The organism is Pseudomonas sp. MF6776 (assembly GCF_016613125.1).
Lineage (GTDB): Bacteria > Pseudomonadota > Gammaproteobacteria > Pseudomonadales > Pseudomonadaceae > Aquipseudomonas > Aquipseudomonas iridis.
On the sequence record NZ_JAENSQ010000002.1, the window covers coordinates 92,773 to 109,662 of the forward strand.

16 protein-coding genes and 1 pseudogene are annotated in these 16,890 nt (G+C 59.9%); 7 read left to right on the forward strand and 10 right to left on the reverse strand.

What is annotated here, in order from left to right; all coding sequences use genetic code 11:
* Window positions 1-188 precede the first annotated feature (188 nt).
* From JJD74_RS02475 to JJD74_RS02495, 5 genes are read right to left on the reverse strand one after another with little or no spacing between them, the layout of a single operon-like run.
* Complete coding sequence (locus JJD74_RS02475) at window positions 189-1,178, reverse strand: FecR family protein (protein ID WP_200611068.1); 990 nt, start codon at window positions 1,176-1,178, stop codon at window positions 189-191.
* Complete coding sequence (locus tag JJD74_RS02480; protein ID WP_042557729.1) at window positions 1,175-1,741, reverse strand: RNA polymerase sigma factor; 567 nt, start codon at window positions 1,739-1,741, stop codon at window positions 1,175-1,177. The genes JJD74_RS02475 and JJD74_RS02480 overlap by 4 nt, the downstream gene beginning before the upstream one ends.
* Before the next feature lies 1 nt (window position 1,742).
* Window positions 1,743-2,069 (reverse strand): DUF3325 domain-containing protein, encoded by a 327-nt coding sequence (locus JJD74_RS02485; protein ID WP_200611070.1) that lies wholly within the window; start codon window positions 2,067-2,069, stop codon window positions 1,743-1,745.
* Window positions 2,069-3,655, reverse strand: coding sequence for a PepSY-associated TM helix domain-containing protein (locus tag JJD74_RS02490; protein ID WP_200611072.1), 1,587 nt, complete (start codon window positions 3,653-3,655; stop codon window positions 2,069-2,071). The genes JJD74_RS02485 and JJD74_RS02490 overlap by 1 nt, the downstream gene beginning before the upstream one ends.
* Entirely contained in the window at window positions 3,652-3,957 is a 306-nt protein-coding gene (locus JJD74_RS02495) for a DUF3649 domain-containing protein (RefSeq protein WP_042557726.1), read from the reverse strand. The genes JJD74_RS02490 and JJD74_RS02495 overlap by 4 nt, the downstream gene beginning before the upstream one ends.
* 191 nt (window positions 3,958-4,148) lie before the next feature.
* Here JJD74_RS02495 and JJD74_RS02500 point away from each other — a divergent pair, with 191 nt between their 5' ends.
* The 3 genes from JJD74_RS02500 to fecA all read left to right on the forward strand — a co-directional run bounded on the left by JJD74_RS02500 (window position 4,149) and on the right by fecA (window position 8,076).
* The gene (locus JJD74_RS02500; protein WP_200611074.1) at window positions 4,149-4,637 is read left to right on the forward strand and encodes a sigma-70 family RNA polymerase sigma factor; all 489 of its coding nucleotides are present in this window, start codon (window positions 4,149-4,151) and stop codon (window positions 4,635-4,637) included.
* A complete protein-coding gene (locus tag JJD74_RS02505) occupies window positions 4,634-5,566 on the forward strand; it encodes a DUF4880 domain-containing protein (protein WP_200611076.1) in 933 nt (310 codons plus the stop codon). The genes JJD74_RS02500 and JJD74_RS02505 overlap by 4 nt, the downstream gene beginning before the upstream one ends.
* Before the next feature lie 176 nt (window positions 5,567-5,742).
* The gene (gene fecA, locus JJD74_RS02510) at window positions 5,743-8,076 is read left to right on the forward strand and encodes a TonB-dependent Fe(3+) dicitrate receptor FecA (protein ID WP_200611079.1); all 2,334 of its coding nucleotides are present in this window, start codon (window positions 5,743-5,745) and stop codon (window positions 8,074-8,076) included.
* 420 nt (window positions 8,077-8,496) lie between these two features.
* Here the strand turns inward: fecA and JJD74_RS02515 are convergent, their stop codons facing one another.
* Together JJD74_RS02515 and JJD74_RS02520 are read right to left on the reverse strand one after the other, a co-directional pair.
* Window positions 8,497-8,901: an HPF/RaiA family ribosome-associated protein gene (locus tag JJD74_RS02515; RefSeq protein WP_042557722.1), complete on the reverse strand. Its 405-nt coding sequence runs from the start codon at window positions 8,899-8,901 to the stop codon at window positions 8,497-8,499.
* A gap of 200 nt (window positions 8,902-9,101) precedes the next feature.
* Window positions 9,102-10,049 (reverse strand): LysR substrate-binding domain-containing protein, encoded by a 948-nt coding sequence (locus JJD74_RS02520; protein ID WP_042557721.1) that lies wholly within the window; start codon window positions 10,047-10,049, stop codon window positions 9,102-9,104.
* 135 nt (window positions 10,050-10,184) lie between these two features.
* Here JJD74_RS02520 and JJD74_RS02525 point away from each other — a divergent pair, with 135 nt between their 5' ends.
* Window positions 10,185-11,561 carry an L-serine ammonia-lyase gene (locus tag JJD74_RS02525; protein WP_200611082.1) on the forward strand — a complete coding sequence of 459 codons (1,377 nt, stop codon included), beginning with the start codon at window positions 10,185-10,187 and terminating at the stop codon, window positions 11,559-11,561.
* Window positions 11,562-11,806: 245 nt separating this feature from the next.
* Window positions 11,807-12,124, forward strand: coding sequence for a DUF3509 domain-containing protein (locus JJD74_RS02530; protein WP_047299804.1), 318 nt, complete (start codon window positions 11,807-11,809; stop codon window positions 12,122-12,124).
* Here JJD74_RS02530 and JJD74_RS02535 read toward each other — a convergent pair.
* On the reverse strand, window positions 12,121-12,621 hold the full coding sequence (locus tag JJD74_RS02535) for a phosphate-starvation-inducible protein PsiE (RefSeq protein ID WP_200611084.1): 501 nt from the start codon (window positions 12,619-12,621) through the stop codon (window positions 12,121-12,123). The two genes, JJD74_RS02530 and JJD74_RS02535, sit on opposite strands and share 4 nt — an antisense overlap.
* A 326-nt stretch (window positions 12,622-12,947) precedes the next feature.
* Between JJD74_RS02535 and JJD74_RS02540 the strand changes: the two are divergent.
* Window positions 12,948-13,202, forward strand: a pseudogene (locus tag JJD74_RS02540) (YebG family protein); the annotation flags it as partial.
* A gap of 145 nt (window positions 13,203-13,347) precedes the next feature.
* Here JJD74_RS02540 and JJD74_RS02545 read toward each other — a convergent pair.
* Entirely contained in the window at window positions 13,348-14,367 is a 1,020-nt protein-coding gene (locus JJD74_RS02545; RefSeq protein ID WP_042557716.1) for a Leu/Phe/Val dehydrogenase, read from the reverse strand.
* Window positions 14,368-14,552: 185 nt separating this feature from the next.
* Between JJD74_RS02545 and JJD74_RS02550 the strand changes: the two genes are divergently transcribed.
* Window positions 14,553-15,356 carry a SirB1 family protein gene (locus tag JJD74_RS02550; protein ID WP_200611087.1) on the forward strand — a complete coding sequence of 268 codons (804 nt, stop codon included), beginning with the start codon at window positions 14,553-14,555 and terminating at the stop codon, window positions 15,354-15,356.
* A 101-nt stretch (window positions 15,357-15,457) separates the two neighbouring features.
* Here the strand turns inward: JJD74_RS02550 and JJD74_RS02555 are convergent, their stop codons facing one another.
* Entirely contained in the window at window positions 15,458-16,813 is a 1,356-nt protein-coding gene (locus tag JJD74_RS02555) for an MFS transporter (RefSeq protein ID WP_200611090.1), read from the reverse strand.
* Between the last annotated feature and the right edge of the window lie 77 nt (window positions 16,814-16,890).

Here is a 16,890-nt window from a genome sequence, read left to right on the forward strand (position 1 = left end):
ATTATTTTTCGAGAGATGTGTTGTCTGGTCTGACGCCCGCGCGAGCAGGCTCGCTCCCACAGGGATCGCATTTCAAAATGTGGGGAGATGTGTTGTCTGGTCTGACGCCTTCGCGAGCAGGCTCGCTCCCACAGGGGATCGCATTTCAAAATGTGGGAGCGAGCCTGCTCGCGAAGAGGCCGGCAACGTCAGCGCAGAATTATCAGTTGCCCCAAAACCCGATGCTGCTCAAACCCCAAGACTCCTTGCAGGGAATTGAGCACTGCCTGCGGATCCTTGCTCGGAAAACTGCCGCTGACCCTGCGCGCCGCCAGCTCATCGTTGAGCAAGACAATGCGCCCCGGGTAATAGCGGCGAAGATCCTGCACCACGTCCGCCAGCGTCGATTTGTAGTAAGTCAGCCAGCCTTGGCGCCAGGCCAGTTGCGCCTCGCTGTCCACGACATGCAGTTTTTCCGCAGTCCCATCACCGTAAGCCACTTGCTGGCCGGCGGTGAGAATCTGCTGCTCGCCCCCTTCATCGGCCGTCACGCCGACGCGCCCGGACAACACCGTCACCTGCGCTCCATGGGGTTGCAGACGCACTTCGAATTGCGTCCCGAGCACCCGCGCTTGGCCCTTCTCGGCCTCGACCACAAATGGATCGCCCGTGTGCGTGACGCTGAAAAACCCGGCGCCGCGACGCAACTGCACATGGCGCTCGCCCTGGCTGAAATCCACGGCAATGGCACTGTCGGCGTCCAGCGTCACTTGCGATTGATCGGCGAGGGTTACGGTGCGGACTTCGCCCGGTGCAGAAACATAGTCGGCATTGAGATCATCCAGCCAACGCTGCGGTTGCCAGCCCGTTCCGAGGCTGATCATCAGCAACAGACACGCGGCCATTGCCAACCCGCCGGACCAGCGCAAGAGCGGCGAGCGACGCGGGCGATCCATGGCGTTGAGATAGCCTTGCAGCGCGAAAGCCTCTTCATCGGCCAACGTTTTCGCCGGGCCTTCACTCAATTCCCAGATTACCTGCGCCTGGGCGTAAGCCTCGGCATGGGCGGGGTCGGCGCGCAGCCATTGGCTGAACGTGAGTTGATCCCCTGCGCTGGGCCGATCATGCAACAGGCTCAGCCAGGCAAAAGCGGCCTGCTCCTGGGCGGGCGTCGGAGTGACGCGGTCGGTGTGCTTCACGGTGCTTTCCCTGGCGTGCGTGGCGCGGGTTCGCGCAGGCTGGCCTTGCAGGCCTCGAGGGCGCGCATCATATGTTTTTCCACGGCGCTTTGGGACAGGCCCATGGCTTTGGCGATGTCCGCGTACTTGCGGCCGTGTATTCGATTGAGCAAAAAGATCTGCCGGGTGCGTTCGGGCAAGGCGCGCAATGCCGCTTCGACATGGCGCAGATCATTACCGGCTTCGAGCGCCGCTTGTGGTTCGCTGCCGTGGCTGTCCGGCTCGTCGGGTTGCCAGCCTTCGTTGACGCGCACCCGCGTGCCTTCACTGCGCAAATGGTCGATGGCGATGTTGCCGGCGCAGCGCAACAGGTAGGTGCTGAGTTCCTCGACCTGTACCAGCGGCCGGCGCCAGAAACGCAAAAACAGATCCTGCACCAGATCCGCCGCTGTCGCCCGGCAGCCAACGCGGCGGCTCACCAGCGCTTCCATCTGTGAACGCTGGGAGAGGAACACCTGAAGAAAATGCGCACGCGCGCCAAGCGGCTCGTCGTCGCGCGATTCCGGGGGATGACCGATCAGCACGTCAGCACTGCGCCCAGGCTGCGACCGGACTGGCCAACAGACTCAAACCGGCCAGCGCCAAAGCCAGACGCGGGCGATACGGCAGCAACAGCACCAACGCCAACGCACTGAGCATCAGCACCGCGAACCAATCGACCAGGCCCAGACTCCAACCGTTGGCTTTGACGGCCGCCCAAAGCGACAAACCCAGCAGCAGCCACCCCGCCAGCTTCAGGGCCTGACCCCGTCGCGTCGACGGTTTATGGCCGAGCAATTCATCGTGGTGCCGAGGCATGGACAGACACAATGCCGTGAACCCGGCGTAGCACAGCAATAGCGCCAGCAGCATCAGTTTGTCCCTTGCTCGAGCGTGACGGCCCGAGGCATTTCGCGGCGAGTTTTTTTCACGCTGACGGTGTTGCCGACGCGCTGCATTTTCCACGCGGCCCACGCCAGAAAAACGCCTGTCCCCAGACAGGTCAGGTCGAAACCGGCGAGCACCCAATCACCCTGCGCAAGCGTTACGCCAAGGTTCCACGGCGTGGTCAGCGCATTGATCAAAGGCACTGCAACAAACAGCAAGGCGCCCAACGCTAGCTGTTCAACCCAGGCTTTGCGTCCCGGGCGCAACAACGCATGCACGACGCTCAAACCCCAGGCGATAAAGAATGCATTCACTTCCCAATCGGCACGCCCGGCCAGACTCACGGGCAACAGCCGATTGGCCAGGAAGAACACCGCCACCGCCGTCACCAACCCGGCCATGCTGGCAATGTTCAGCACTTCCACCAGGCGCAATTCGAACGGCATGACGCCGCTCTTGGCGTGCTTGAGCTGACGCTTGCCGAGCCAGATCACCAGCCCGGTACCGATCATCGCCGTACCGGCCAGACCACAGATGAAATACAGCCAGCGCAATACCGGCCCGGCGAAATGGCCCATGTGCAAACCGTAGAACGCGCCACTCACGGCCATCGCCACAGGTTGCTCCGGCGTGCTGCCGAGCATCTGCCCAGTGACACCGTTGAAGGTCACCGCGCGACCGAAATCGTGCACCACACGATCGCCCGCGCGGGACAACACCACCGTGGCATTTGCATCGCCCGGATTGCTCACGGACAGTCGGGCGGTGGTGCCACCCGACCATTGCTCGCTGGCCTTGGCCAGCAGTGGCGCCATCGGTGCCAGTGCGGCAGGAATGTTGGCCCGTTCCGGCGCTTTCGAGGCCGGAAAAACCTCATCGTAAAACTTGCGCGCGTCGCCACCATAGGACGCCACGATGCTCGCGGGCATGACCATCGACATGAAAATCACCAGACTGCTGTAGGTGATCATCAAGTGAAACGGCAGCACCAGAACGCCCACGGCGTTATGCCCGTCGAGCCAGGAACGCTGGCCCTTGCGCGGGCGGAACGTGAAGAAGTCCTTGAAGATTTTTTTGTGGGTGATGATCCCGGTGATCAGCGCGACGAACATCATCATCGCGGCCATTGTGGCCAGCCAGCGGCCCCACGGATAAGGCATTTGCAGCTGAAAATGGAAGCGGTAGAAGAACTCGCCGCCCATGCTTTCGCGCCCCTGCACCTGGGCACCGGTTTGCGCGTCGAGGGTTTTCGATTCGAACCGGCCACGCTCGCCGGGTTTGGCTGGCGTCTGTTGCCAACGTACGGTCAGACCGGGATCACGGGCATTGGGCAAATCGATCAGCCAACGCGTGGCGCCGGCCGCGTGTTGCTGCAGATAATCCTGCGCCAGCGTCAGGCTCGCCTCGGCATTGATCGGCCGTGCGGGAATTTCCGGCTGCATCCAGTGACTGGTTTCGTCGTTGAAGTAAGCCAGGGTTCCGGTCAGGAAAATCGCAAACAGCAACCAGCCGAACACAAGCCCGGTCCAGGTGTGCAGCCATGCCATGGCCTGGCGGAAACCCTCTTTCATGCGAAACCCAACCCCCGCGCCGCGCCGGAAATGGTCGCCAGAATCACACTCGGCACCAGCAAACCGACCCATGCCGACCACGCCGTGCGACAGGCAAAACACCAAAGCACCGCGACCAGATAGACCAGAAAGGAAACGGTCATGCCCGTCACTACGGCTTCGGCGCGGCTCAATGGCAGCCACATCGTCAGGGTGACACTGGCCAGCGCGGCCACCAGATAGCCGCCAAACACCGCCGCCAGCACCCGCGAGGTAACGGCCAGACGATAGGACAGCGGGAGTGCGGCGAGTTTGGCTTTCATGTTTCGACCCTGAAACGAAAAACGTCCGGCTGACAAGCCGAACCAACAGGCGATCGAGTTTAATGATAAATATTCTCATATGCAAAAGCATCTGATTGCCGGCAAGCCACCTGCGCCCCTACAATGCGAACCATTCTTGTTCTCTAACGCATGCTTTCTGCCGCAGAGCGAAAGCGCCCGGAGCACTACCGTTGCCATCCGCCCATCCCGTCGAATCGCTTTATCAGGCTCACCACAGTTGGCTTACCGGCTGGCTGCGGCGCAAGCTCGGCTGCCCGGACAGCGCGGCGGATCTGGCGCAGGACACCTTTATCAAAGTGCTCACCGCGCGCGAGCCAGCGGTGATCATCGAACCACGCGCCTTCCTCACCACCCTCGCCAAACGGGTTTTGTTCAATCACTACCGCCGCCAGGATCTGGAGCGCGCCTATCTGGAAACATTGGCGCAGATGCCGGACGTGGTGGCGCCGTCGGAAGAAGACAAAGCGATCATCCTGCAAACCCTGATCGATCTGGATCAGTTGCTCGATGGTCTGCCACGTCAGGTCAAGCGCGCATTTCTATTGGCGCAGGTCGATGGCCTGACCTACCCGCAGATCGCCGCCGAACTGGATATTTCCGTGGCCACGGTCAAACGTCATCTGAACAAAGCGGCGCTGCGCTGCTATTTCGCGCTATGAACCAAGCGCCGGATTTTTCCTCGCAAGTGGCTGAACAAGCGGTGCACTGGCTGATGGAAGTGCAGCAAGGCGCGCTCACGGCGCGCCAGCAACTGGCGTTGCAGCAGTGGCTGGATGCCCACAGTGAGCACCGCCGCGCGTGGGAACACATTCAACGAGTCAACCAGCGTTTGCGCGGTGTTTCTTCACCGCTGGCGCATGCGGCATTGAACAGGCCGAAGTCCGGCAGCCGACGTCAGGCACTGAAACTGCTGCTGATTCTCGGTGCCGGTTCTGCCGCTACCTGGGGCCTGCGCGAGCACAATCCGCTGCCGTCGCTGCTCGCCGATTACCGCAGCCCGATTGGCCAGCGTCGCAAGATCGGGCTGGGGGCGGACGATCAGTTGCAACTGAACACGGGCAGTGCGGCAGACGTGCGCGTTGATCAACGTTTGATCCGCTTGCTGGAAGGCGAAATCCTCCTGACGGCCGCGCAACCGTTCGAAATACACACCGCGCAGGGCATTCTGAAAACCCGGGGCGCACGGCTCAATGTGCGGCAATTTGCCGATCGCACACAGGTTGCGCTGTTTGCAGGTCGAGCCGAACTGGCCACCAGCGAACGCGCGCCGATGCTGCTGCCCGTCGCTCGCCAACTGAGTTTCACCACGACTGCCGCCAGCGACGCCAAACCACTGGACGCCAACAGTGGTGCCTGGGCGGACGGCATGTTGGTGGCCGCGCATATGCGCCTCGGCGACTTCCTCGAAGAACTTGGCCGCTACCGGCGCGGGCAGCTCAATTGCGATGCCAAGGTTGCCGGGTTGCTGATCTCTGGAACGTATCCGCTGGACGACAGTGAGCGGATTCTCGATCTGCTGGAAATCAGCTTGCCGGTGAAGGTGAAGCGCTTTACCCGCTACTGGGTCAATGTTGAGGCGCGGGTTTAACGGCAAGATCAAAAGATCGCAGCCTTCGGCAGCTCCTACATGGGATTTGTGTTCACCCTGTAGGAGCTGCCGCAGGCTGCGATCTTTTGAGTTTGAAAATAAATGAGCCGTTTTTCAGATCTGGCGTGACAGAGAAGGAAAGCCCCCTTGATTCAACCTTCTCAGGATCATCCACCATGCACCCCACCCGCCTCACGCCACTGGCCCGCTGCCTGCGCAATCTCATCCTCGGCGCCAGCCTGAGCTTCAGCGCCCTGCCCGCTGCAATGGCCAGCGATGCCAAGGCGTATCACATCGCAGCGTCTTCGCTGGAAAACGCCCTTAATCAGTTCGGCCGTGAAGCCGGGGTGCTGATTTCTTTCGGTTCGCAAGTCACCAGCGGCGTGCAAAGCCGTGGTCTGGAAGGTAATTACACGACCGAGCAAGGTCTGGATGCATTGCTCGAAGGCACCGGTTTACAAGCCCGCGCCGAGGGCAACAACGCTTTCAGCCTGCAACCGGTCAATGATGCAGCGCTGGAGCTGGACACCTCGAAAGTCGTCGGCGACTGGCTCGGCGACGCGGCGCAGATCAACGTGTTTGAACATCCCGGCGCCCGCGACGTGATCCGCCGCGAAGAGTTCGAACGCCAGGGTGCGACTCAGGCACGCGATGTGCTCAACCGTATCCCCGGTGTCAACGCTCCGGAAAACAACGGCACCGGCAGCCATGACATGGCGCTGAATTTCGGCATCCGTGGTTTGAACCCGCGCCTGGCTGCACGCTCGACCGTGTTGATGGACGGCATCCCGGTGCCGTTCGCCCCTTACGGTCAGCCGCAGTTGTCGTTCGCGCCCATCAGCATGGGCAACATGGACGCCGTAGACGTAGTGCGAGGCGGCGGTGCAGTACGTTACGGCCCGCAGAACGTCGGCGGCGTCGTCAACTTCGTTACCCGCGCGATTCCTGATGAGCCGACGGTCAAGGGAGGCTTTCAGACCGAGACCAGCCCTTCGTCGAGCCACGACGGCTTCAAGACCAGCGCCAATCTGCTGGCTGGCGGCACCAACGCCAACGGTCTGGGCGGCGCGCTTCTGTATTCCGGCACCCGCGGTGGCGACTGGCGCGAACACAGCGACACCGAAATCGACGACCTGATCCTCAAGGGCAAATATCAGCTCGACGATGCCAACAGCTTTAACGCCATGGCCCAGTATTACGAAGGTAAAGCGGACATGCCCGGCGGTTTGAACGTCGCTGATTACGATGCCGATCCGTACCAATCGACGCGCCCGAAAGACCAGTTCTGGGGCCGTCGCACGATGTTCAACTTCGGTTATCGCTATCAGGAAGATCGCCGCGAATTCACCGCCAACACGTTCTTCACCAAAACCTTGCGCAGCGGTTATCTGGACCAGGGCACGTTCCTGTCGCTGTCGCCACGCGAGTATTGGGTGCGCGGTTTCGAAACCCGTTTCGCCCAAGGCTTCGACCTCGGCCCGACCAGCCATGAAGTCGGCGTCGGCTACCGCTACATCAACGAGGCCGGCCACGAATTGCGCTATCGCACGCCGATCGCCAGCAACGAATACCCGACCACCAACAGCCGTAACGACCGCGACACTCGGGGCGGCACCGAAGCCAATGCGTTCTTCGTCGACGACCGTATCGACATCGGCAAATGGACGATCACCCCGGGCGTGCGCTACGAGATGATCGAATCCCAGCAGACCAACAACCTGACCAACGTCAAGTACAAGGGCGACTACAACACCGCACTGCCGGCGTTGAACGTGCTTTATCACCTGACGGATAGCTGGAATCTGTACGCCAACACCGAAGGCTCGTTCGGCAGCGTGCAGTACAGCCAGATGCCCAACCGTGTGACCAGTGGTGAGGTCAAACCGGAGAAGGCCCGCACCTGGGAACTGGGCACTCGCTATGACAACGGCGCATTGCGCGCGGAAATCGGTGCGTTCCTGATCAACTTCGACAACCAGTACGAAAGCAACCAGACCAACGATTCGGTGATCGCCCGTGGCGAAACTCGCCATCAAGGCATCGAGACCAGCATCAACTACGCGCTCGATGACTTGAGTCCGGCACTGGCCGGCTTCGACGTCTATGCCTCCTACGCCTATGTTGACGCGTCCATCCGCGAAGATGGGCCGAACAAGGGTAATCGCGTGCCGTTCTCTTCCAAACACAAAGGCACGGTTGGCGTCGGTTATACCGAAGGGCCGTGGAAGTTGAATCTGGACAGCAGCTTCCAAAGCGACCAGTTCGCCGACAACGCCAACACCTCAAAAGAAAGCGCTGACGGCAGCACCGGCAAGATCCCGGGCTACATGCTGTTCAGCAGCCGTGCAGGTTACGACTTTGGGCCGCAACTGTCGGATTTGAATGTGGCGGTGGGCGTGAAGAACATCTTCAACACGCAGTACTTCACGCGGTCGTTCGATGACAACAACAAGGGGAAGTATGTGGGTGAGCCGCGCACGGTTTATGTGCAGACTTCTGTGGCGTTCTGACGTTTTGAAGAGCCCCTCACCCTAACCCTCTCCCAGAGGGAGAGGGGACTGATTGGGGATGCTGCAGAGATACGCCGACCTGATCCTGCTTCACCGAATCCATAATCGGCGCGGTATTTCAGGTCGAAGCAATAAACCAGACACCTCGATCGGCCCCCTCTCCCAGAGGGACAGGGGACTGATTGGGGGATGCTGCAGAGATACGCCGACGTGATCCTGCTTCACCGAATCCGTAATCGACGCGGTATTTCAGGTCGAAGCAATAAACCAGACACCTCGATCGGCCCCATCTCCCTCCGGGAGAGGGCTGGGGTGAGGGTTTGGGGCCTGAGCCCTGCACGACACTTGGCAACACCACAAACAAAAACGGGCCTGCTTTCGCAGGCCCGTTCTCATTGGGTGACTTGAATAATCAGCGCATCAACTGTTGATCGCTGCCTGTTCGTTCTCTAGAAACTCTTCTTCCAGCAGCGCGTCGTTCGCTTTGCTGAACGGCACCACAGCGGCGCGTGGTTTACCTCGCAGTTTGCCAAAAAGGTGTTCCAGCGCGTGCTCGAGTTTTTCGGCAGCGCCATCGATCGCCAGTTCCAGCGAATCAGCTTTATGGGTAACGGAAACCGGTTGATGGCCTTTTGGCCGCGCTTCCAGTTGGCAGCGCAAGTCATGGGGACCTGGTTTGTCACCGTTCTCGTCGCTCAGATGGACTTCGACACGGGTCAGGTCTTCTTCATAACGTTCGAGCGTGCTCTCAATGGTGGTGCGTACCCACTCCTCCAGTCGTTGACTACTTTGAATATGGTTATCGCTGTTGACTTGGATTTGCATAGTTCATCCCTTATTTCAGCTAGCTCGCGAGAGGCCTCGAATTGAATTTCCTGACCCCTTGGTTACAACAATCGGCCCGACCGTCGAACATTTCAACCCCTGAAAAAAGATAAATATTCATTCGCAAAAAAAGCCGGACAACCGGACAAAGCGCTGGTAAGGTCGGGAGTTGGGTCGACATGCCTTCCTGCAAAATTTGCTCACAATTGCCCGTCGTTCAACGGGTGCAAGCCGCGAAAAATCCCTGCCTCCTCTACCAGCCAGTCGTGCACTGCACGCACGCCCGGATGACTCAACGCGCCCGGCGCATACAGCAACACGTAACGTTTGTGATTAGGCACCGACAGCCCGAACGGCACAATCAACGCTCCCCGCTCCAGCTCATCATTGAGCAATGTGCGCCGCGCAATCGCGACGCCCATGCCGGCGATTGCCGCTTCGATGGTCAGGTGATTGCGATTGAAGGTATGCCCACGCCGCACGTCGGCGCCTTCGAAGCCGATCGCATTCAAATAAAATTCCCATTCCGCATATTCATAACTGCCGCGCCAGGCGGTGATGTCGTGCAGCAAGGGGAAATGCACCAGGTCCACCGGCCCGTGCAGCGGCGGGCGCCCGCGCAAGAGGCTTGGCGCGCACACCGGGAAAATCTGCTCATCGAGCAACGCTGTGGATAACAATCCTGGATAACTGCCGTCGTTCAGGTCGATGGCCAAATCGAAATCGCCCTCATGCAATGGCACGCTGCTGTCCTCGGCCACCAGTCGCAACTGAATGTCCGGGTAACGCTGCTGTAAACGCGGCAAACGCGGCGTCAGCCATTTGCTGAGGAAAGATGGAATGGAACGCACCCGCAGGATCCCGCTGATCATCCCGGCATCCAGTCGACGCAATTCAGCGTCGATGCTGCCGTACGCCTCATTCACCGTGATCGCCAGCCGCTGGCCTTCCGCACTCAACTCCACGCCCCGCGCACGCCGGTGAAACAGCCGAAAGCCGAGGCGCTCTTCCAGTTGGCGGATTTGCTGGCTGACCGCGCCCGGCGTGATGTGCAGCTCTTCAGCACAACGGGTGAAGGAAAGGTGCCGCGCGGCACAGGAAAACACCTGCAGCCAGACGTAGGTCTGCGCATGCAATTGACGACTCATCGTTTAGTCCTGCTAAAGGCTGTCTTAGGAAGTTTCGTTGGTCACGTCCGACCGAGCGAGGCAGTATCGCCGACATTGCGCTTGTCCGACAAAAAATGGCAGCGATTCCTCCTCCATTGCTTGTAAGGGTTTAGCATGACTATCAGTGTTTTCGATCTATTCAAAGTGGGCATCGGCCCGTCCAGTTCCCACACCGTCGGCCCGATGCGCGCCGCCGCGACCTTTGCTCAAGCATTGAGCGATCAACGTCTGCTCAATGATGTGTGCCGCGTTGAAATCCGTTTGTACGGGTCGCTGTCGGCCACCGGCGTGGGTCACGCCACCGACCGCGCCACCATCATGGGCCTGATGGGCGAATGGCCGGACAGCATCGACCCGACGACCATCGATGCGCGCATAGAGCAACTGCGCCACACCGGGCAACTGCCCCTTGCCGACGGACGGTCGATTGCCTTCGACTGGCAACGCGATCTCCTGCTGCTGGACGAGAGCCTGCCCTACCACCCCAATGCCATGTCGCTGACCGCCTTTGGCGAATCTGCCGAGCTGCTTACGCAGACGTACTACTCGGTCGGCGGCGGCTTCATCATCGAAGCGGCGGAAGCTGAGTCAGGTGTCGCGCCGTCGGGTGACGTGGTGTTGCCTTACGATTTTTCCAGCGCCGCCGAGTTGTTGTCGCTGTGCAAGCAGCACAACCTGCGGGTGTCCGAGCTGATGATGGCCAATGAACGTGCCTGGCGCAGCGATGCGGACATCCGTCAGGGTTTGCTGCATATCTGGTCGGTGATGCGCGAGTGCGTCGAGCAGGGCCTGCGCCACGAAGGCATCCTCCCCGGCGGTCTGAAGGTACCGCGCCGTGCAGCAAAACTGCATCGCAGCCTGCTGGAAATCGGCAAACCGAATGTGATCAGCTCGACGCTGTCGGCGATGGAATGGGTCAACCTGTTCGCCCTCGCCGTCAACGAAGAAAACGCTGCCGGCGGGCGCATGGTCACCGCGCCGACCAACGGCGCAGCGGGGATCATTCCGGCGGTTTTGCACTACTACATGAAATTCAACCCGGAGGCGTCTGACGATGACGTCGTCGCTTTCTTCCTGTCCGCGGCGGCCGTCGGCATTCTGTGCAAGAAAAATGCGTCGATCTCTGGCGCCGAAGTCGGTTGTCAGGGCGAAGTCGGCTCGGCCTGCGCCATGGCTGCCGCCGGTCTGGCCGAAATACTTGGCGCCACTCCCGAGCAACTGGAAAACGCAGCCGAAATCGGCCTGGAACACAACCTTGGCCTGACCTGCGACCCGGTCGGCGGCCTCGTGCAAGTGCCGTGCATCGAACGCAATGCGATCGCTGCGGTGAAGGCCATCAATGCCACACAAATGGCCCTGCGTGGCGACGGTAACCACTTCATCTCACTCGACCGGGTGATCCGCACCATGCGCGATACCGGCGCCGACATGCATGACAAATACAAAGAGACTTCACGAGGCGGTCTGGCGGTGAACTGGGTGGAGTGCTGATCCGCCTGACTGCACTGTCTGCGCTCACCTGCCCGAAAATCGACCAGAAATGAACAAGGCGAGCCCAGTGCTCGCCTTGTTGTTGCCGGATTCATTGTTCGACAATTTTCCCGGCATGCACCTTGCTACCTCTACACAGAGGCGATTTGGCGAAATGGCCACGGAATGGCCGATGGTCTGGTTGGGCGAACCAACCCGATGACGGCCGGTCAACAACTGCACGTTCAATCAGGCGGTGACGCATCATGGACAATCCTTTTCAGATCATTACCGATGCCTTCGCGCCGGACTATCAGATCAACCTGAGCATTCAAGGCCTGGACGGCAGCATCATGCTGACCCTGTCCAACAGCGGCCGGATCGTGGCCAAGCGGATGATCAGCGCCGAACAGCGCAATGACCCTAAGCGCCTCAAGCTGCTGGTGCAAAGCATTCAGTTCGGTATCGCCATCGAACAAGGCCACAGCGCCATGGCGATTCTCGAAGCCATGACCAGCGGCGACGGGCTGACCCCGCCACCGCCTCAGATCAAAGGCCAGCCACGGCCATCGGCCGGTCTTTAGAGTTCGCCCTTCTCGACATCGGGATGCTCACTCGAACCCGTACCGACTTTGCGTTGCGGGTATTCGATTTTCACCGAGGGAAATTGCGACGACGCGTAACGCACCACCAGAATCGAAAATGCCAGCAGCAGAATGCCGCCGCACAGGTAGATGATGCCCATGTCCGGCGGATTGTGGTGCGAGACATTGGAGATCAGCAGTCGCGTCAGCGCAGTGATCGCCACGTAGATCAGGAAGCGCACCGGCATGTGGTTGGTCTTGAAATAAATCCCGACTATCGCCCCCAGTTCCAGATAGATGAACAGCAACAGAATGTCATCGATCTTGATGTGCCCGACTTCGAGCATCCCGAGAAACTCCATCACCGCTGCATACGCGGTCACCGCACCAATGGCGAACAGCGCCAGGTAGTGAAAAGTCTCGACGAACAGGTTGCCCAGGGACTCGGCCAGTTGATGCACTTGTTGCCGCAGTTTCTCGGCCCAGTTGATTTTCACGATGATGTTCCTTAGCCCGATTCGAGCGGATGATGCGTGTTGGACGTGACGGTTTTCTGCACGCGCCTGATTTCATGCAGAAACAGGGCCACGCATCATGGCGATGTGCCGCAAAACCCGCGCTGTGGCGTTTGGTCGCACATGCCCTGCTCAGGTGGGGTGAGCCTGCTTGCGAATCGCAGTCACACGGCTCGACTGACAAACCCTGAATTCGGTCTACATTGAAATGCCACTACCCAAAGCGCGGGGATTCGCTTATCCTTTTCGCTGTATATAGATACAGTAGTCGCAAAGACAACTAAATGTGAAGGCATGTGAGGTGGTGAATGGCCGTCGAAGTGGTATACCGCAGCAGCCGAGATCTGGAGCGCTTGTTCATGGATAAAGCCGAAGCTGACCGTCATGACAAAATGCTCGAACTGGCCGAATATCTGGCCGATGTGTTGCAAAAAGCCGTTCCGTCCCTGACTGAACAGCAAGTGGAAGAAGCCGGGATCTACATGGCGAAGAACCGCGATGTATTCGCCCGGGCCTTCAAGAGCCAGCCTGATGCACTGTCGGAGCTGATCAATGCGCCGGCCGAGCCGGTCGAAAAAGCCGAGTCGGAAGAATCTGCCGAAGCGCCGGTCAAGCCAGCCAAAGCGGCGAAAGCTGCAAAGTAGTTGATGCCCGAATTGAATAGGCCCTGAGTCAAATGGCTCAGGGCCTTTTTCATGCCTGCGAAACTCAGCGATACAAAACTCTTTCCGCCAACTCATCCGCCACCCGTGCCGGTGAACGTTTTTCCGCCTGAGCATGGGCAAAAACTTCAGTCAGCCGCGAGCTGATTTTCGACAGGTGCGCGGTAATGGTGGTCAATTCCTCACCACGATGTTTCAGCGAGACGTAAATCAGCCCACCCGCATTGATCACATAATCCGGCGCATAAAGAATGCCGCGCCGTTCCAGCTGATCGGCCACATCCAGATGCGTCAGCTGATTGTTCGCCGAACCGGCCACAGCCGCGCAGCGCAGTTGCGCCACCGAATGGCTATTGAGCACACCGCCCAGACCACACGGCGCAAGGATGTCGCACGGCGTGCTGAGCAACGCATCGTTGGCGATAGGGTGAGCATTAAGCTGTTCCATCGCCAGTTGCACCTTGCCGTGGTCGATGTCGCTGACCAGCAACTCGGCGCCGGCGGCGTGCAGTTGCTCGGCCAATGCATAACCGACATTGCCCAGGCCCTGAATCGCCACGCGCAAGCCTTCGAGGTTGTCACTGCCCAGGCGCGCCATTGCCGTGGCACGAATGCCGGCGAACACACCCATCGCCGCGTGTGGCGCCGGATCGCCGGCCGAGGTGGTGCTGGTGACGTGTTGGGTCTGTTGGGCGATGCAATCCATGTCCGCCACCGAAGTGCCGCTGTCGATGGCGGTGATGTAGCGACCGTCGAGCTGGTCGATACAGCGGCCAAAGGCTTCGAACAGCGCTGCACGATTTTCAACATGAATCGGGCGCACGATGACCGCAACCCCACCGCCCTGCGGCAAACCCGCCAACGCGGCCTTGTAGCTCATGCCCTGAGCGAGGCGAACGGCGTCTTCGACGGCGGAGTCGTCGTTGGGGTAGGCAAGATAACGACACCCGCCCAGGGCTGGGCCCAGGCGGCTGTTATGGATGGCAATGACCGCCTTCAACCCGCAAACCGGGTCGACGCTAAGGTGCAGCGATTCCAGGCGAGTGCTTTGCATGAGCGCAAACATCGTTGGGCTCCCGAATCACTTCTTGTAGAACGCCAGTATAGGCTTGCGCCTGAAAATTGCTGGAGCGCACCGGAATAAGCAGGCGTGCAGACGACGGCTTTACGGCATATCTCTCGACCTGTTCACCGAGCCACTGGACGAATGCCACGGACGGGGCTAAAACGAGGCATTCCACGGAGATTTCGATGAGTCCGCGCCAACGCTTTTTCGAGTGCCTGCACCGTTCACCGCCCGCGCTGTTCGAAGCCGCGCTGTGGATGGCCGCCGAGCACGAAAAAGCGGTCGATCCCGAAGCGCTGCTTGTGGAGTTCAAGGATCTGCAACAGCGTGTCAGCTATGGTTTGCTGATGTTGCCAGTCAGCGAGTTGGCGCAGCCGTTATTGCGGCGCATGAATGATCTGGGCTTTGCCATGGATGACTTCACCCCGCTCCGTCCGCAGGCCGCTTTAATACATAAAGTCTTGCAGACCCGTCGCGGTCAACCGCTGGCGCTGGCATTGATTGCACTGGAACTGGCGCGTGGTCTGGAGATTCCCCTGGTCGGGGTCAACTTCCCCGGGCACTTCCTGTTGCGCGTGCCCGGTGCCGATCATCTGCTCGATCCGTGCGGCGGTCGCCGCTTGTACCCCAACGACTGTCGTGAGCTGTTGCAGCGCCAGTACGGGCCCAACATGAAACTCAATGCCGAGCATTTGTTGACTGCCACGCCGGTGCAGATGCTGCAGCGCCTGTCGCGCAATTTGCGCCAGCTTCACCTGACTCAGGATGACTTCATCGCCGCGCTGATTGACGCCGAACGCGTGCTCGAACTGGGCGATGCCGGCGCCGCCGATTATCTGGCCCGGGCCAGCCTGTATCAGCGGCTCGACTGCCCGAACGCCGAGCGGTTTGATCTGGAACATGCGCTGTTGCTCAGCGATGACCCGATCCAACGGCTGCGCCTGACCGAACGACTCGGGCATCTGCCGCCGAATTCAGTCGTCCACTAACAGCAAAAGATCGTCCGATCGCGGCCCGAGCCTTCGGCAGCTCCTACATTGGGAAGGTGTACACCCTGTAGGAGCTGCCGCAGGCTGCGATCTTTTGATCTTCAGCTTTTCAGTGCTTGCTCCACCACCGGCTGCCCGGCGGTTTCCGAGGGCGAACGCACCTGGATGATCAGCAGTGCGGCGATGACGGCCGGAATCGCGCAGAAGAAGAAAATCTGCTGCACCGGAATGTGCATCGCCAGCAACAGGCTGCCGAACAATGGCCCGAGAATCGAACCAAATCGCCCCACACCCAATGCCCAACCGGTGCCGGTGGCGCGCACATGCGCCGGGTAGAAGTTACTGGCGAAAGCGTTCAGCGTCAGTTGCCCGCCAATGATGCAGAACCCGGCGGCAAACACGCAGGCCACCAGATAACGCGGATTGTCGTGGTTAAGCCCCAGCACAATCGTGCACAGCGCAGCGCCTGCAAGCACGCCGGACAACAGTCGCACCTTGCGTTTCAAACGGTCGGCGAACCAGGCCATGCAAATCGCTCCCAGGGTGCCGGCGAACAGGAACATCGACGTCACCAGATTGGCTTCGTTAAGTTTCAGGCCACTTTCCAGCAGCAGCGACGGCAACCAACTGATCATGAAGTACAACAAGATCAGGCTGACGAAGAACGTCGCCCAAATCAGTAAGGTTGGCCGTGCATAACCATTGCGGAACAGTTCGACCACGGTCAGTTTACTGCCCTGCTCGCGTTCATTCTGTTCGACCGAGGCCAGCGGAGGTTGCCAGTCCGGCAACATTCGGCCGGTAACTCTGCGCAGGCGCGCATAAGGTGGCTGATCACGCAGCAGGCGCGGCAAGGATTCGGGCAGCACCCACCAGAGAAACGGAAACAGCAGCAGCGGCGTCACACCGCCGGCGAGGAACACGGCCTGCCAACCGAACTGATCGATGAAACCGGCGGCAACAAAACCACCTGCCGCACCACCAAACGAGAAGCCACAAGCTGCCAGCGTGACCATCAAGGTGCGCAAACGTGGTGGCGAATAATCCGACATCAGCGCCATCGCGCTAGGCATTGCACCGCCCATGCCGATGCCGCAGATAAAGCGCGCGACCATCAGGGAATTGAGGGAGTCGGCGAACACCATCAGCAGCGTCAAACTGGCGTAGATCAGCACGCAAGCAAGCAGAATTCGCCGCACACCAAAACGGTCGGCCAGCGGTGTCACTGCAAGGGAGCCAATGGTGAGGCCTAGCAGGTTGGCACTGAATACAGGTCCGAAGGCGGATTTTTCCAGACCCCAATCCTGCGCCAGCGCCGGCACCACGTAGCCGAGCACCTGGGCGTCATAACCATCGGTGACCAGCAACAAGGCGAGCAGGATCAAGAGCAACCACTGATATCGGGACACAGGACGGGCGTCGAGTGCCGCCCGAAAGCTGGCAATCTGGTTGTGCATCGCGAGGTACCTTTTTGTTTTTATGGTTTTTGGTGTTTCACCGCCGAACCTTGTGGGAGCGAGCCTGCTCGCGAATG

Bases quoted from the DNA above. Each gene is read 5' to 3' on its own strand.
- JJD74_RS02485 (WP_200611070.1), bottom strand. From the start codon at position 2,069: ATGCTGCTGGCGCTATTGCTGTGCTACGCCGGGTTCACGGCATTGTGT.
- JJD74_RS02490 (WP_200611072.1), bottom strand. From the start codon at position 3,655: ATGAAAGAGGGTTTCCGCCAGGCCATGGCATGGCTGCACACCTGGACC.
- JJD74_RS02495 (WP_042557726.1), bottom strand. From the start codon at position 3,957: ATGAAAGCCAAACTCGCCGCACTCCCGCTGTCCTATCGTCTGGCCGTT.
- JJD74_RS02505 (WP_200611076.1), top strand. From the start codon at position 4,634: ATGAACCAAGCGCCGGATTTTTCCTCGCAAGTGGCTGAACAAGCGGTG.
- fecA (WP_200611079.1), top strand. From the start codon at position 5,743: ATGCACCCCACCCGCCTCACGCCACTGGCCCGCTGCCTGCGCAATCTC.
- JJD74_RS02515 (WP_042557722.1), bottom strand. From the start codon at position 8,901: ATGCAAATCCAAGTCAACAGCGATAACCATATTCAAAGTAGTCAACGA.
- JJD74_RS02520 (WP_042557721.1), bottom strand. From the start codon at position 10,049: ATGAGTCGTCAATTGCATGCGCAGACCTACGTCTGGCTGCAGGTGTTT.
- JJD74_RS02525 (WP_200611082.1), top strand. From the start codon at position 10,185: ATGACTATCAGTGTTTTCGATCTATTCAAAGTGGGCATCGGCCCGTCC.
- JJD74_RS02530 (WP_047299804.1), top strand. From the start codon at position 11,807: ATGGACAATCCTTTTCAGATCATTACCGATGCCTTCGCGCCGGACTAT.
- JJD74_RS02545 (WP_042557716.1), bottom strand. From the start codon at position 14,367: ATGTTTGCGCTCATGCAAAGCACTCGCCTGGAATCGCTGCACCTTAGC.
- JJD74_RS02550 (WP_200611087.1), top strand. From the start codon at position 14,553: ATGAGTCCGCGCCAACGCTTTTTCGAGTGCCTGCACCGTTCACCGCCC.
- JJD74_RS02555 (WP_200611090.1), bottom strand. From the start codon at position 16,813: ATGCACAACCAGATTGCCAGCTTTCGGGCGGCACTCGACGCCCGTCCT.